Origin of the sequence: Mycobacterium sp. (assembly GCF_019247635.1) — a bacterium.
Lineage (GTDB): Bacteria > Actinomycetota > Actinomycetes > Mycobacteriales > Mycobacteriaceae > Mycobacterium.
In genome coordinates this window covers 15,423-31,110 of record NZ_JAFBAR010000099.1, presented here as the reverse complement: position 1 = coordinate 31,110, position 15,688 = coordinate 15,423, and the positions used below count along the sequence as shown (strand labels likewise).

At 67.1% G+C, this 15,688-nt stretch carries 14 protein-coding genes and 1 pseudogene; 12 read left to right on the top strand and 3 right to left on the bottom strand.

Annotated features, from left to right (window positions below; genetic code table 11):
- Positions 1-70 precede the first annotated feature (70 nt).
- On the bottom strand, positions 71-2,884 hold the full coding sequence (locus JO236_RS16360; RefSeq protein ID WP_416362268.1) for an aconitate hydratase: 2,814 nt from the start codon (positions 2,882-2,884) through the stop codon (positions 71-73).
- Between the two features lie 206 nt (positions 2,885-3,090).
- Here JO236_RS16360 and JO236_RS16355 point away from each other — a divergent pair, with 206 nt between their 5' ends.
- The 10 genes and pseudogenes from JO236_RS16355 to JO236_RS16310 all read left to right on the top strand — a co-directional run bounded on the left by JO236_RS16355 (position 3,091) and on the right by JO236_RS16310 (position 12,486).
- The gene (locus tag JO236_RS16355; RefSeq protein ID WP_293332360.1) at positions 3,091-3,630 is read left to right on the top strand and encodes a DUF6676 family protein; all 540 of its coding nucleotides are present in this window, start codon (positions 3,091-3,093) and stop codon (positions 3,628-3,630) included.
- A gap of 228 nt (positions 3,631-3,858) precedes the next feature.
- Complete coding sequence (ripA, locus tag JO236_RS16350) at positions 3,859-5,301, top strand: NlpC/P60 family peptidoglycan endopeptidase RipA (RefSeq protein WP_293332356.1); 1,443 nt, start codon at positions 3,859-3,861, stop codon at positions 5,299-5,301.
- 11 nt (positions 5,302-5,312) lie between these two features.
- A complete protein-coding gene (gene ripB, locus JO236_RS16345) occupies positions 5,313-6,035 on the top strand; it encodes an NlpC/P60 family peptidoglycan endopeptidase RipB (RefSeq protein WP_293332372.1) in 723 nt (240 codons plus the stop codon).
- A gap of 131 nt (positions 6,036-6,166) precedes the next feature.
- Positions 6,167-7,297 (top strand): AAA family ATPase, encoded by a 1,131-nt coding sequence (locus JO236_RS16340; protein ID WP_293332353.1) that lies wholly within the window; start codon positions 6,167-6,169, stop codon positions 7,295-7,297.
- A 71-nt stretch (positions 7,298-7,368) separates the two neighbouring features.
- Entirely contained in the window at positions 7,369-8,280 is a 912-nt protein-coding gene (locus tag JO236_RS16335; protein ID WP_293332369.1) for a DUF58 domain-containing protein, read from the top strand.
- A gap of 1 nt (position 8,281) precedes the next feature.
- Positions 8,282-9,289 carry a VWA domain-containing protein gene (locus JO236_RS16330; RefSeq protein ID WP_293332350.1) on the top strand — a complete coding sequence of 336 codons (1,008 nt, stop codon included), beginning with the start codon at positions 8,282-8,284 and terminating at the stop codon, positions 9,287-9,289.
- 137 nt (positions 9,290-9,426) lie between these two features.
- Positions 9,427-9,642 (top strand): annotated as a pseudogene (locus JO236_RS16325) (hypothetical protein); the annotation flags it as partial.
- Positions 9,643-9,887: 245 nt separating this feature from the next.
- The gene (gene fabG1 / locus JO236_RS16320) at positions 9,888-10,643 is read left to right on the top strand and encodes a 3-oxoacyl-ACP reductase FabG1 (RefSeq protein ID WP_293332347.1); all 756 of its coding nucleotides are present in this window, start codon (positions 9,888-9,890) and stop codon (positions 10,641-10,643) included.
- A gap of 25 nt (positions 10,644-10,668) precedes the next feature.
- Entirely contained in the window at positions 10,669-11,478 is an 810-nt protein-coding gene (gene inhA / locus JO236_RS16315) for an NADH-dependent enoyl-ACP reductase InhA (protein WP_293332344.1), read from the top strand.
- A gap of 6 nt (positions 11,479-11,484) precedes the next feature.
- Positions 11,485-12,486: a ferrochelatase gene (locus tag JO236_RS16310; protein WP_293332341.1), complete on the top strand. Its 1,002-nt coding sequence runs from the start codon at positions 11,485-11,487 to the stop codon at positions 12,484-12,486.
- Positions 12,487-12,564: 78 nt separating this feature from the next.
- On the opposite strand, the gene JO236_RS16305 is transcribed toward JO236_RS16310, so the two are convergent.
- A complete protein-coding gene (locus tag JO236_RS16305) occupies positions 12,565-13,413 on the bottom strand; it encodes a hypothetical protein (RefSeq protein WP_293332338.1) in 849 nt (282 codons plus the stop codon).
- A 57-nt stretch (positions 13,414-13,470) separates the two neighbouring features.
- On the opposite strand from JO236_RS16305, the gene JO236_RS16300 reads away from it, so the two are divergent.
- Positions 13,471-13,902, top strand: a complete 432-nt coding sequence (locus JO236_RS16300; protein ID WP_293332335.1) for an NfeD family protein — start codon at positions 13,471-13,473, stop codon at positions 13,900-13,902.
- A 21-nt stretch (positions 13,903-13,923) separates the two neighbouring features.
- Entirely contained in the window at positions 13,924-15,075 is a 1,152-nt protein-coding gene (locus JO236_RS16295; RefSeq protein WP_416362267.1) for an SPFH domain-containing protein, read from the top strand.
- Between the two features lie 88 nt (positions 15,076-15,163).
- Here the strand turns inward: JO236_RS16295 and JO236_RS16290 are convergent, their stop codons facing one another.
- A complete protein-coding gene (locus tag JO236_RS16290) occupies positions 15,164-15,667 on the bottom strand; it encodes a hypothetical protein (RefSeq protein ID WP_293332332.1) in 504 nt (167 codons plus the stop codon).
- Positions 15,668-15,688: the final 21 nt, after the last annotated feature.

Genomic DNA, 15,688 nt, shown 5'->3' with positions numbered 1-15,688 from the left:
GGATCTGGCGACGGCGAGCCGCCAGATGGTCCTCGCTGACTCTTGGCATGCCAGGGCGTGGGTCGCCAGGTTAGGACTTCAGCATGTTACGTAGCACGTACTGCAGGATGCCGCCGTTGCGGTAATAGTCGGCTTCGCCGGGGGTGTCGATGCGCACCACCGCGTCGAACTCGACGGCGTCCGACCCGTCCTTAGTGGCCTTGACGTGCACCGTCTTTGGCGTCTTGCCGTTGTTGAGCTCTTCGATTCCGGTGATCTCGAAGACCTCGGTGCCGTCCAGCCCCAGCTCTTGGGCCGTCTTGCCCTCTGGGAACTGCAATGGGATGACGCCCATGCCGATCAGGTTGGAGCGGTGGATGCGCTCGAACGACTCGGCGATCACCGCGCGCACGCCCAGCAGCCGCGTGCCCTTGGCCGCCCAGTCGCGGGAGGACCCGGACCCGTACTCCTTACCGCCGAGCACCACGAGCGGAATATCTTGTGCCGCATAGTTTTGCGCCGCGTCGTAGATGAACGCCTGCGGGCCGCCATCTTCGGTGAAGTCGCGGGTGTACCCGCCCGAGACATCGTCCAGCAGCAGATTACGAAGCCGGATGTTGGCGAACGTGCCGCGAATCATCACCTCGTGGTTGCCACGCCGGGACCCGAAGGAGTTGTAGTCCTTGCGGTCCACGCCGTGCTCGTCGAGGTACTGCGCCGCCGGTGTGCCCGGCTTGATGCTGCTGGCGGGGGAGATGTGGTCGGTGGTCACCGAATCGCCCAGCAGCGCAAGCACCCGAGCGCCGGTGATGTCGGCGACCGGTTCGGGCTCGGCAGGCATGCCCTCGAAGTACGGTGGCTTGCGCACGTACGTCGAGTCCGCGCTCCATTCAAAAGTGTTGCCGCTTGGCGTGGGCAGGTTGCGCCAGCGCTCGTCGCCTTTGAACACGTCGGCGTAGTTGCGGACGAACATCTCCTGGTTGATCGCCGAGGCGATGGTGTCTGAGACGTCCTTCTGCGACGGCCAGATGTCTTTGAGGAAAACGTCTTTGCCGTCTTTGTCTTGACCCAATGGCTGCTTGTCGAAGTCGAAGTCCATCGTGCCGGCCAGCGCGTAGGCGACCACCAGCGGCGGCGATGCCAGGTAGTTCATCTTGACATCCGGGTTGATACGGCCTTCGAAGTTGCGGTTGCCGGACAACACGGCGGTTACCGTGAGGTCGTTGTCGTTCACCGCCTTCGAGATCTCCTCGGGCAGCGGACCGGAATTTCCGATGCAGGTGGTGCAGCCGTAACCCACCAGGTAGAAGCCGAGCTTCTCCAGGTAGGGCCACACGCCGGCCTTGTCGTAGTAGTCGTTGACCACCTGCGATCCCGGCGCCATCGTGGTCTTCACCCACGGCTTGGACGCAAGGCCCTTTTCGACGGCGTTGCGGGCCAGCAGCGCCGCGCCCAGCATCACCTCTGGGTTGGACGTGTTGGTGCACGACGTGACCGCCGCGATCACCACCGCGCCGTGGTCGAGCACGAATTCGCCACGCTCGTCGGACTTCACCCGCACCGGGTTGCTCGCCCGGCCCTTGGCGTGCTCGGCAGCCGATTGGACTTGGGGAACATCATCGGCGTGGCCGTTGGAGGGCGACCCGGGGTCGCTGGCCGGGAACGTCTCCTCGACGACCTCGTCGAGCTTCGAGTATTGCTGCTTGCCGTCCTGGCCGTCGACGTAATTCGGAATCTGTTCGCGGAACGTGGCTTTGGCCTTCGACAACGCGATGCGGTCCTGCGGGCGCTTGGGGCCGGCGATCGACGGCACCACCTCGGACAGATCGAGCTCGAGGTACTCCGAGAAGGCCGGCTCGTGTTCGGGGTTGTGCCACAAACCCTGCTCTTTGGCGTAGGCCTCGACCAGCGCCACCTGCTCCGGCTTGCGGCCGGTGAACTTCAGGTAGTCGATGGTCTCTTGGTCGATCGGGAAAATGGCTGCGGTAGAACCGAATTCGGGGCTCATGTTGCCCAGGGTCGCGCGGTTGGCCAACGGGACCTCGGCGACGCCCTCGCCGTAGAACTCGACGAACTTGCCCACCACGCCGTGCTTGCGCAGCATCTCGGTGACGGTCAGCACGACGTCGGTGGCCGTGACGCCGGCCTGGATCTCGCCGGTCAGCTTGAACCCGACGACCCGCGGGATCAGCATGGACACCGGCTGACCGAGCATGGCGGCTTCCGCCTCGATACCGCCGACGCCCCAGCCCAAGACGCCCAGGCCGTTGACCATGGTGGTGTGGCTGTCGGTGCCCACACAGGTGTCGGGGTAGGCGAGCAGCGTTCCTTCCGCGTTGGCGCGGGACATCACGACACTGGCCAGGTACTCGATGTTGACCTGGTGCACGATGCCGGTGCCCGGCGGCACCACCTTGAAGTCGTCGAACGCGCCCTGCCCCCAGCGCAGGAACTGGTAGCGCTCGCCGTTGCGCTCGTACTCGATCTCCACATTGCGCTCGAATGCGTCCGCGGTGCCGAACAGGTCAGCGATCACGGAGTGGTCGATCACCAGGTCGGCCGGCGCCAGGGGGTTGACCTTGTCCGGGTTGCCGCCCAGGTCGCCGACGGCCTCGCGCATGGTGGCCAGGTCGACGATGCAGGGCACGCCGGTGAAGTCCTGCATGACGACGCGCGCTGGCGTGTACTGAATCTCGATGCTGGGGTCTGCCTCGGGATCCCAGTTCGCGATGGCCTCGATGTGGTCTTTGGTGATGTTGCTGCCGTCCTCGTTCCGCAGTAGGTTCTCGGCCAGGACTTTGAGGCTGTAGGGGAGTTTCTCGGTGTTGGGAACGGCATCCAGGCGGTAGATCTGGTAGCTGTCCGCGCCCACCTCGAGGGTGTCGCGGGCTCCGAACGAGTTCACAGGATCTTTGCTACTCACATCAACTCCCAGGATTAAGTTCTGCCGCCGACGGGCCGTGTCGGCGGTGCTTCGAATGCGCAAGCCATTTTAACAGTACGCTTGTCCTGCAATAGTGGGCACCCGCAGTGTCAGTCTTGTCGCCCGGGCAGCGGTGGGGAAGGCCCTGGGGCACCGCCGAACTCGGCGACGTCGCGTACGGTGCCTGTATGACCGGGCAATCGCTGCCGCTCTACATTCCGGCAGACGTCGACATGAATGCCGTCAAGGCTCAGGTCGCCGCGACCGGCGTTAGTGCGCCGCCGGCGGCGACGCCCGGGCTGCTCGACGTGGTCAACCACGCCCGCGGCGAAGGCATCACCCTCAAGATCGTGCTGCTTGACCACAACCCGCCGACTGACACGCCCATGCGCGACATCGCCACCGTGGTGGGCGCCGACTACCCCAACGCCACCGTGCTGGCGCTCAGCCCGAACTTCGTCGGCAGTTACAGCGGGCACTACCCGCGCGTCACGCTGGAAGCCGGTGAAGACCATGCCAAGACGGGCAACGCGGTCCTGTCGGCAAATAACTTCTTGGGTGAGCTGAGCACTCCCGAGTTTCCGTGGACCGGGCTGACCATTGTTTTGCTGATCGGGGTTCTCGCGGCCGCCGTCGGCACGCGTTTCCTGCAGACGCTGAGCCGCCGATCAGCAACGTCAGCGGACACCACTGACACCCCGGCAGAGGAATCCGACCAGGCTATCTAGCCACTCCGGCCGGCCGCACCGTCGTTTGCGGCAAACACGGCAGGTCACTGTTCGGTCACATTAAACGCACTTCCAGAGTGCAGTTTCGGGCGCGCGTTTCAATGGCGTCACGTGTGACGTACGGTGCAGATGATGCTTGTGATGTGTTTGATGCCTTGCGGTGAAAACTGGGGCTTTGGCCACACGTCAGCCGTCCGTCCGAGTTGAGCCATAGGAGACCTGAGTCGAATGAGACGGACCCGCCGCGGCTCTGCTTACGGGCCGGCCGCACGGCTGATGCGGCCCGTCATCCCGGCGGTCCTGAGCATGGCCATGCTGATGTGCGCGCCCGGACTGGGCGCCGCCGAACCAGGCGCCGACACCATGGCCACACTGATCGGCGACGTCGCCAGGGCCAACCAGCGGCTGGAGAACCTGAGCGCCGAAATTCAGGCGGAGCAGGAAAGCGTCAACAAGGCGATGGTCGACGTCGAGACCGCGCGAGACAACGTCGCCGCGGCCGACCACGACCTCGAGGCCAGCCAGAACCGGGTCCGGGACGCTAACGCGGCCATCGCCGCGGCGCAACGAAAGTTCGACACGTTCGCGGCGGCGACCTATATGAATGGCCCCTCGGGCAGCTACCTGAGCGCGACCAGCCCCGACGAGATCATCGCCACTGCCACCGCCGCCCGAACCCTCACCGCCAGTTCCGATGCGGTGATGGCCAACCTGCAGCGGGCTCGGACCGAGCAGGTGAACCAGGAGTCGGCGGCGCGACTGGCCAAGCAGAAGGCGGACAAGGCCGCCGCCGACGCGCAAGCCAGCCAGGATGCCGCGGTCGCGGCGCTCACCCAGTCCAAGAGCAAGTTCGACGAGCAGCGCGCGGAGGTCAACCGCCTAGCCGCCGAACGGGATGCGGCCCAGGCCAGACTCGATGCGGCCCGGCTCGCGGCCGCGCGCACCTGGTCCACGGGATCAGGCGGTCAGGGCGCGCCTCAGGCCGGGGACCGGTGGGATCCCGGAGCGCCGGCGGGCGCGCAGCCGCCCGGAGGGCGCAAGTGGGACGGTTGGGATCCGACGCTGCCCATGGTGCCCAGCGCCAACGTCCCCGGTGACCCGATCGCGGTGATCAACCAGGTGCTCGGCATCTCGGCGACGTCGACGCAGGTCACCGCCAGCATGGGGAAGGGCTTTCTGCAGTCGCTGGGCATTCTCAAGCCCGACGACACCGGCATCACCAATGCACCCGCGGGTTCCACCCAGGGCCGGATTCCGCGGGTATATGGCCGGCAGGCCACCGAATACGTGATCCGGCGGGGCATGTCGCAGCTCGGGGTGCCTTACTCCTGGGGCGGTGGCAACGCCGCGGGCCCCAGCAAAGGGATCGACTCCGGGGCCAGCATCACCGGCTTCGACTGTTCGGGGCTGGTCTTGTACTCGTTCGCCGGCGTCGGCATCAAGCTGCCGCACTACTCGGGTTCGCAATACAACCTGGGCCGCAAGATTCCGTCCTCGCAGATGCGCCGCGGCGACGTCATCTTCTACGGCCCCGGCGGCAGCCAGCACGTGACGCTCTATCTGGGTGACGGTCAGATGCTCGAAGCCCCCGATATCGGTTTGAAGGTGCGCGTCGCGCCGGTGCGCACCAGCGGCATGACGCCCTACGTGGTCCGCTATATCGAGTGGTAATGAGGATTCCCATGCGCCGCAAGCACTTTCGTGTAGCCAACCTAGCCTGGATCACCGCACTGGTGACCGGGCTGATGTTGTCTGTCGCGCCTGCGGCCACGGCCGACCCCGGGCAGTGGGATCCAACGCTGCCGGCCGCCGCCAGCGCGGGCGCTCCCGGCGACCCGCTCTCCGTCGCCAACGCTTCGTTGCAGGCCACTGCTCAGGCCACCCAGACGACGCTGGATCTGGGCAGGCAATTCCTCGGTGGGCTCGGCATCAACCTCGGCGGCAACGCCCCCGCCGCCGATCCCGGCAACACCAGTCCCAGCCGGATTCCGCGGGCGAACGGCCGGCAGGCCATCGAGTACGTGATTCAGCGGGCCGGTTCGCAGATGGGGGTGCCGTATTCCTGGGGCGGCGGCACGCTGCAGGGGCCCAGTAAGGGCGTCGGCGACGGCGCCAACATCAACGGCTTCGACTGCTCGGGCCTTATGCGGTACGCCTTCGCCGGGGTCGGCGTGCTGATCCCCCGGTTTTCCGGTGACCAGTACAACTTCGGCCGCCACATTCCCCAGGACCAGGCCAGGCGCGGCGACCTCATCTTTTACGGTCCGAACGGCAGCCAGCACGTCACCATGTACCTGGGTAACGGGCAGATGCTGGAGGCGTCCGGCAGCGCCGGCAAAGTCACAGTGAGTCCGGTGCGCAAACCCGGCATGACACCGTTCCTGACTAGGATCATCGAGTACTGAGAGCATCGGGTACTGTCCCGGCGCGTCGACGGATTCCGAGACGCCTGGAATAGTTGGACGCGGGCACGTCGCTGCCCCACGACAAGTGTCGTGCTGGTAGTCGTGTCCTTTTGAGCTGTGAAAGGTTAGTGATGACACAAGCAGGTGGGCCGCCCCCGGGCGCCGGTGGTTATCAGGGCCCGGTTGGGCAACCAGGACCGGGTGCGCACGAGGCGCCGTTGGGCGGTGCCGACGGGTTGGCCGCCGAGGTCCACACCCTGGAGCGGGCCATCTTCGAGGTCAAGCGGATCATCGTCGGCCAGGACCAGTTGGTGGAGCGCATGCTGGTCGGGCTGCTGGCCAAGGGGCATGTGCTGCTCGAAGGCGTGCCCGGCGTGGCCAAGACCCTGGCCGTCGAGACCTTCGCCCGCGTGGTCGGCGGGACGTTCGCGCGTATTCAGTTCACGCCCGACCTGGTGCCCACCGACATCGTCGGTACTCGCATCTACCGGCAGGGTAAGGAGGAGTTCGACACCGAGCTGGGCCCCGTGGTGGTCAACTTCCTGCTCGCCGACGAGATCAACCGGGCGCCGGCCAAGGTCCAGTCCGCGCTGCTCGAGGTCATGGCCGAGCGGCACGTGTCCATCGGCGGCAAGACCTTCCCGCTGCCCAACCCGTTCCTGGTGATGGCGACGCAGAACCCGATCGAGCAGGAGGGTGTGTACCCGCTGCCGGAAGCCCAGCGTGACCGCTTCCTGTTCAAGATCAACGTGGGCTACCCGTCGCCGGAGGAAGAGCGGGAGATCATCTACCGGATGGGGGTCAAGCCGCCGGTGGCCAAGCAGGTCCTCAACACCGGCGACCTGCAGCGGCTGCAGGACATCGCCGCCAACAACTTCGTCCACCACGCCCTGCTCGACTACGTGGTCCGCGTCGTCACCTCGACCCGCCACCCCGAGCAGCTGGGCATGAACGACGTTAAGACCTGGGTCGCGTTCGGCGCCTCGCCGCGTGCCTCGCTGGGTATCGTCGCCGCGTCCCGCGCGCTGGCCCTGGTCCGCGGACGCGACTACGTCATTCCGCAGGACGTCATCGAGGTCATCCCGGACGTGTTACGGCACCGGCTGGTGCTCACCTATGACGCGCTCGCCGATGAGATCTCGCCCGAAATCGTCATCAACAGGGTGCTACAGACGGTGGCGCTGCCGCAGGTGAATGCCGTTCCGCAGCAAGGTCATTCGGTGCCGCCGGTGATGCAGACTGCCGCAGCCGGCGGTCGATGAGCATTCCGGGTCGTGTGACTGGGAAGGTGCCCAAGGAAGCGGCCGGGCCGCACGTCATTCCTCCGCCGTCGATGCTGCGCGGGGACATCAACGATCCCAAGCTGACCGCGGCACTGAAGACGCTCGAGCTGACCGTCCGGCGCAAGCTGGACGGTGTTCTGCACGGCGATCACCTGGGCCTGATTCCGGGTCCGGGCAGCGAGCCCGGGGAGTCGCGGATCTACCAGCCCGGCGACGACGTCCGGCGGATGGACTGGTCGGTCACCGCGCGCACCACCACCCCGCACGTGCGGCAGATGATCGCCGACCGGGAACTGGAGACCTGGCTGGTGATCGACATGTCGGCCAGCCTGGACTTCGGCACCGTGGGGTGCGAGAAGCGCGATCTTGCGGTGGCGGCCGCGGCCGCCATCTCGTTCCTCAACAGCGGCGGCGGTAATCGTCTGGGTGCCCTGATCTCCAACGGCGCCAACACGACTCGGGTGCCGGCCCGCTCCGGTCGCCAGCACCTGCAGACGATGCTGCGGACCATCGCGACCACGCCCAAGGCGCCCGTCGGCGTGCGCGGGGACCTGGCGGTGGCCATCGACGCGCTGCGTCGACCCGAGCGTCGTCGTGGGATGGCGGTGATCATCAGCGACTTCCTGGGCCCGATCAACTGGATGCGTCCGTTGCGCGCGATCGCGGCTCGCCACGAGATGCTCTGCATCGAGGTGCTCGATCCCCGTGACGTCGAACTGCCCGCCATCGGCGATGTCGTCCTGCAGGATGCCGAAACCGGGGTCACCCGTGAGTTCACCATCGACGCGCAGCTGCGCGACGACTTCGCCAAGGCGGCAGCGGCGCACCGCGCCGACGTGGCGCGCACCATTCGCGGTTGCGGCGCGCCGGTCCTGACGCTTCGCACCGACCGGGATTGGATTGGAGACATCGTCCGGTTCGTCGCGTCCCGCCGGCGCGGCGCGCTGGACGGACGCCGGTGATATGACGTTGCCCTTGCTTGGGCCGATGTCGCTGTCTGGCTTCGCACACTCGTGGTTCTTCCTATTCCTTGTCGTCGTGTTGGCGCTCGTCGCCCTCTACGTTGCGTTCCAGCTCGCGCGGCACCGGCGCATGCTGCGGTTCGCCAATACGGAGCTGCTGGAAAGCGTCGCCCCCAAGCGCCCCACCCAGTGGCGCCACGTGCCGGCGGCGCTGCTGGTGGTGGCGTTGCTGGTGTTCACGATCGCGATGGCGGGGCCCACGAACGACGTCCGCATTCCCCGCAACCGGGCGGTGGTGATGCTGGTGATCGACGTTTCGCAGTCGATGCGCTCCACCGACGTCGAGCCCAACCGGATGGCCGCCGCGCAGGAGGCCGCCAAGGAGTTCGCCGGCGAGCTGACGCCGGGCATCAACCTCGGGCTGATCGCGTTCGGCGGCACCGCGACGGTGTTGGTGTCACCGACGACCAACCGCGAAGCGACCAAGGTGGCGCTGGAAAAGCTGCAATTCGAGGACCGCACCGCCACCGGCGAGGCCATCCTCACCGCCCTGCAGGCGATCGCCACCGTCGGCGCGGTGATCGGCGGCGGCGACAGTCCGCCGCCGGCGCGCATCGTGTTGTTCTCCGACGGCAAGGAGACGATGCCGACCAATCCGGACAATCCGCGGGGCGCCTTCACCGCCGCGCGCACCGCCAAGGACCAGGGCGTGCCGATCTCGACGATCTCCTTCGGCACGCCGTATGGCTTCGTCGAGATCAATAACCAGCGCCAGCCCGTGCCCGTCGACGACGAGACGCTCCGTAAGGTTGCGTCGATCTCCGGCGGAAATGCGTACAACGCCGCGAGTTTGGAGGAACTCAAGGGCGTCTACGCGTCGCTGCAGGAGCAGATCGGCTACGAGACCATCAAGGGCGACGCGAGTGTGGGCTGGCTGCGGCTGGGTTCCCTGGTGCTGGCGCTCGCCGCGCTGGCCGCGCTGCTGATCAATCGCCGCCTGCCCGCCTAGCTCTCGCCCGCGGCTTTGATCGCGAGGGGCCTAGCCGAGCGATCGCGAGCGTATCGCCACCGCGAAAATCGCGACCGAAAAGCACAGTGGCGATACGCTCGCGCGGACTGTCGGTGGGCATCGGCACACTTCCCGTCATGACAGACCCCTTTCGGGGCAGCGTTGCCCTCGCTGCGGGCAAACTGACCCCCTATCAGCTGCGCAGTCGGTACTTCGCGCTGCATCAGGACGTGTACGTACCGAGGGCTGCCGAGCTGACGCCCATCGTGCGCGCGAAGGCCTGCTGGCTTCGTTCACGCGGTCGCGGCATCATCGCCGGCTATTCCGCCTCGGCCCTGCATGGGGCGAAGTGGCGCTACGGATGGCTCGTGGTGCGGTCGTTGCCGAAGACCATCCGAACGACATCGTTCAGCGGGTCGCGGAGGCCCGAGCGCGCCGAGGGGCCTAGCCGTGCCGTCGCGAGCGTATCGCCACCGTGAACCCGCCCGGCTGAAAAGCGCAGTGGCGATACGCCCGCGGCGGGCCGATATGCCGAGTCGCGTGACGCTCGCCGCGAGCCGATTGCCGCGTCGCCAGCGCGAGGCGATAGGTTGGCGGGGTGACTGACACAGCTGCAGACGCGGCCGCCGAGGCCGTCAAGCCCGCATTCGTGTCCCGATCAGTGCTGGTCACCGGGGGAAACCGGGGGATCGGCCTGGCGGTGGCGCGCCGCCTGGCCGCGGACGGCCACAAGGTGGCGGTGACGCACCGGTCATCCGGCGCGCCTGATGGGCTGTTGGGCGTCGAATGCGACGTCACCGACTACGACGCCATCGACGCCGCGTTCAAAACCGTCGAAGAACAGCAGGGCCCGGTGGAGGTTCTGGTGGCCAACGCCGGTGTGACCTCGGACATGCTGATCATGCGGATGAGCGAGGAGCAGTTCCAGAAAGTCATCGACGCCAACTTGACCGGTGTCTTTCGCGTGGCCAAGCGGGCGTCGCGCAACATGATCAAGAAGCGGTTCGGACGCTACATCTTCATGGGCTCGGTAGTCGGGTTGACCGGCCTGCCCGGCCAGGCGAACTACGCCGCCTCGAAGGCCGGCCTTGTGGGGATGGCCCGGTCGCTGACCCGTGAACTGGGGTCGCGCTCGATCACCGCCAATGTCGTGGCCCCCGGTTTCATCGACACCGAGATGACGCAGGCCATGGAACCCAAGTACCAGGAAATGGCACAGCAGGCAATTCCGTTGGGCCGCATCGGCAAAGTCGAAGAGGTCGCCGGTGTCGTCAGCTTCCTGGCGTCCGAGGACGCCTCATATATTTCGGGCGCGGTGATCCCGGTCGACGGCGGCGCCGGTATGGGCCACTAGGCCAAAGAAGAGAAACGGACATTTAATGGCAGGACTGCTCGCAGGAAAACGGATCCTGGTCAGCGGGATCATCACCGACTCTTCGATCGCGTTCCACATCGCCCGGGTGGCGCAGGAGCAGGGCGCCCAACTCGTGCTGACCGGGTTTGACCGGCTGCGCCTGATCCAGCGCATCGCCGACCGGTTGCCAGAGCAGGCCCCGCTGCTCGAGCTCGACGTGCAGAACGAAAAGCATCTCGCCACGCTCGCCGACCGGGTGATCGAGGTGATCGGCGAGGGCAACAAGCTCGACGGCGTGGTGCACTCGATCGGTTTCATGCCGCAAAGCGGGATGGGCATCAATCCGTTCTTCGACGCGCCGTATGAGGACGTCGCCAAGGGCATCCACATCTCCGCGTATTCGTACGCCTCGCTGGCCAAGGCGCTGCTACCGATCATGAACCCCGGCGGCGGCATCGTGGGCATGGACTTCGACCCGACGCGCGCGATGCCGGCCTACAACTGGATGACGGTCGCCAAGAGCGCGCTGGAGTCGGTGAACCGGTTCGTGGCACGCGAGGCGGGCAAGTATGGTGTGCGCTCGAATCTCGTTGCGGCGGGACCGATCCGAACATTGGCGATGAGTGCGATCGTGGGCGGCGCGCTCGGCGACGAGGCGGGCGCACAGATCCAACTGCTCGAGGAGGGCTGGGACCAGCGCGCCCCGCTCGGCTGGAACATGAAGGACCCCACGCCGGTCGCCAAGACGGTGTGCGCGCTGCTGTCCGAGTGGCTGCCGGCGACCACCGGCACGATCATCTTCGCCGACGGCGGCGCGGCCACCCAATTGCTGTAGAACGCAATGGAATTCGACGCCCTTCTGCTGCTGTCCTTCGGCGGCCCGGAAGGACCTGAGCAGGTACGGCCGTTCCTGGACAACGTCACCCGCGGCCGAGGAGTGCCACCGGAACGCCTCGACGACGTCGCCGAGCACTATATGCACTTCGGTGGCGTGTCCCCGATCAACGGGATCAACCGCGCGCTGATCGGCGAGCTCGAGGCCGAACAAGGCCTGCCCGTCTACTTCGGCAACCGGAACTGGGCACCTTTCGTCGAGGATACCGTTGCGGGCATGCGAGACAGCGGCATTCGCCGTGCGGCGGTCTTCACAACGTCGGCGTGGAGCGGGTACTCCGGTTGCACACAGTATGTCGAGGATATCGCCAGGGCGCGGCGGGCGGCGGGCCCCGACGCGCCAGAACTCACCAAATTGCGCCCGTACTTTGACCATCCACTGTTCGTCGAGATGTTCGCCGATGCCATCACCGCGGCCGCCGAGACCGTGCCCAAGGACGCGCGATTGGTCTTCACCGCGCACTCGGTTCCGGTGGCCGCCGACCGGCGCTGCGGCCCGCATCTGTACAGCCGCCAAGTCGGTTATGCCGCAAGGCTAGTCGCGGCGGCCGCCGGATACTCCGAGTACGATCTCGTCTGGCAGTCGCGCTCGGGCCCACCGCAGGTTCGGTGGCTGGAGCCCGACGTCGCAGACCATCTCGCGGACGTGCAGGCCGGTGCCGTAATCGTCTGTCCCATCGGGTTTGTCGCCGACCACATCGAGGTCGTGTGGGATCTCGACCACGAGTTGCGCCTGCAGGCGGAAGCGGCCGGCGTGGCATTCGCCCGGGCCGCTACACCCAACGCTGATCGACGATTCGCCCGGCTGGGCGCCGATCTGGTCGACGAATTACGTTATGGCCGTGCGCCTCTGCGAGTCAGCGGGCCCGATCCGGTGCCGGGCTGTCTGGCCAGCGTAAACGGCGAGCCGTGTGGTCCGCCGCACTGCGCGGCGCGCGAAATTGCGTGAGCACAGTCGCTGTGAGTATCCGCCCCTGGCCGTGCCGCCCGGATCGGTATAGAGCGCCGAAACCTGCGATAAGAAACGCTATTTGGCCCAAGCCGAGTGCAGGATAGCGGTGACTGCGGCCATCCGCGCCGAACGCACGACCGCGGTCAATGGCCGCAGTGCGTCACCGGCAGGAGTGCCGGCCGCGTGCGGCGCAGTATCGGGCAGGCGACTCAGCCCGGAACTGACCGCGATGATCGCCTCCACGTGCGCCGCGTTTTCCAACACCCGCACTGCGCGCGTCGGAGCATGATCGGGAACCCGGTGTTGCCGTGAGGATTCCAGCATCTGTTCGACCAGGCCCCGCGGGTCGGCGATATCGCTGGCGGCTGATCCCAGGCCGATGGTGCTGAAGGCATCGGCTGCTGAGCGCACCGCCGACCGCAGCGCGTATTCGGCGTCGCCCAGCTCGTGGTGGTCGAAGGCGGGCGCGCCCGGCAGCGAGTACACCGTCCAGGACAGCGCACACAACTCAGGGGGTTCATCGTCGTCCTCCAGCTCGCCGTAGGAGAACTCAGGCACCAAGCCGATGGCCGTGTCCGGACCGGCGACGATGACCGCTTCCCCGGCGGCCAGCGCGTCGCGCTGAAACTGTGTGCCCGGGGCCAGCCCGCGCACGTCACCAGCCACCGGCAGCACGACGTTGATCGCCCCGGCCGTCCGGAATGGGCCGGCCGCCGCGCGCAGGGTCTGCAACAGCGAGACCGTTCCGGCGTCATGGACGTCGGGCCACGGTAGCCCGGTGTGGCCCGCGGCGACGGCATCATACGCCATCACCGATTGCGTTGGGGCCCAAAGCGATAACGCGTCCAAAACGTCGTCGGGCGCGGCTTTTCCCGCGAGCCAGGCGTTGGCCCACACCGACAGCGACACACTCGGGCACCACATGATCTCGCAGTGTAATTGCTCGCCGCCGCGAAGGCGGATCACGCGTATCCTGTCGGCATGCCGATCGCGCTGAGCTGGCTAATCTTCGCGCTGGCCCTCGCGGCCGCGGAGGCGCTAACGGGCGATATGTTCCTGCTGATGCTGGCCGGCGGCTCGGCGGCTGCCTCGCTCACCGCCTGGCTTACGGATTGGCCGATCCTTGGTGACGGGGCGGTGTTCCTGGTCGTCTCGGTGCTGCTGGTCGTGCTGGTTCGCCCCGCGCTGCGGCGGCGGTTGGCCCCCAAGTCCGTGCAGACGGGCATCAAAGCGCTGGAGGGCAAAAAAGCGCTGGTACTGGATCGGGTGGAAAGCCACCACGGTCAGGTGAAGCTTGACGGCCAGGTGTGGACGGCGCGTCCGCTAAACGACGACGAGGTCTACGAACCGGGCGAGTCGGTCACCGTCATGCACATCGATGGCGCCACTGCGGTGGTCTTCAGAGACATCTAGCGCTGCGAGAAAGGAACCCCTGTGCACGATAGCGGTACGGTTTTTGTTCTGCTGTTTTTCGCCGTCCTGGTGATCTTCACGATTGTCGTGGTCGCCAAGTCGATTGCGCTGATCCCCCAGGCCGAGGCCGCGGTGATCGAGCGGTTGGGTCGCTACAGCCGCACCGTCAGCGGGCAACTGACGTTGTTGGTGCCGTTCATCGATCGGGTCCGAGCCCGGGTGGACCTGCGCGAGCGGGTGGTTTCCTTCCCGCCGCAACCCGTCATCACCGAGGACAACCTGACGCTCAATATCGACACCGTCGTCTACTTCCAGGTCACGGTGCCGCAGGCGGCGGTCTATGAAATCAGCAACTACATCGTCGGCGTCGAGCAGCTGACCACGACCACCCTGCGCAACGTCGTGGGCGGCATGACGCTGGAGCAGACCCTGACCTCCCGCGACCAGATCAACGGCCAGTTGCGCGGGGTGCTCGACGAGGCGACGGGCCGCTGGGGCCTACGGGTGGCCCGGGTGGAGCTGCGCAGCATCGACCCGCCGCCGTCAATTCAGGCCTCCATGGAAAAGCAGATGAAGGCCGACCGGGAGAAACGGGCGATGATCCTGACCGCCGAGGGCACCCGCGAGGCGCAGATCAAACAGGCCGAAGGCCAGAAGCAGGCCCAGATCCTGGCCGCCGAGGGCGCCAAGCAGGCGGCCATTCTGGGCGCCGAGGCCGAGCGCCAGTCCCGCATGTTGCGTGCGCAGGGTGAGCGCGCCGCGGCCTACCTGCGAGCGCAGGGGCAGGCCAAGGCCATCGAGAAGACGTTCGCCGCGATCAAGGCCGGTAGACCCACCCCGGAGATGCTGGCCTACCAGTACCTACAGACGCTGCCGGAGATGGCGCGCGGGGACGCCAACAAGGTGTGGGTGGTGCCGAGCGACTTCAGCGCGGCGCTGCAGGGGTTCACCAGGCTGCTGGGGGCCCCGGGCGAGGATGGAGTATTCCGGTTCCAGCCGTCCCCGGTCGATGACGTGCCGAAGCATGCCGCCGCCGATGACGACGCCGAAGTGGCTGACTGGTTCTCCACGGAGACCGATCCAGCGATCGCCCAGGCGGTGGCCAAGGCCGAGGCGATAGCCCGCCAGCCGGTGGACGGCTCGCCGGGCGCCCCGCCCGCGCTGACTCAATAGCCCCCCGCATCCCCTCCGCGAACGTGCGTGCCTGTGCAGCGACACGCCGCTGCTCGCGGCATTGCGCGCACGCTCGTGTCGGGGGTCGCTACCTCGAAGGGGTCGGCGACGGGCTCGGCGCCTGCGACGGTGAAGCCGACGGTTGGCCCTGTGGCGGCGGTCCGCCGGGTCCGCCCGGGCCACCGGGTCCGCCCGGTCCCATGCCCAAAGGAGGTCCGCCCGGCCCCATGCCCAGCGGAGGCGGCCCGCCCGGCAGCCCATGGGGTCCTGGGCCCATCGGACCCATGCCCAGGCCACCCTTCATCGGTCCACCGCCCCCGGGGCCGCCCGGCCCACCTGGCGGCGGGAACCCGAACTGCGACGCCCCTGGGGGTCCGAACTGCGGCGGCGGGGGCGGCCCGAATCCAAGGGCCAGGATGAGCACTGCCGCGCCCGCGGTGAACAGGGCGCCGAAGATCCCGCCAACGATCCCGGCGCCGATCACGACGCCAGTGCCGTGCCGGCGTTTGGGAACAGGCGCAATGGGTGTAACGGGTGCCGGCGCGACGGCCGGCTCGGTGGTAGGTGTGGTTGGTGTGATTTCGTCGGTCATAGCGCCGACGGTAAGAGCCGA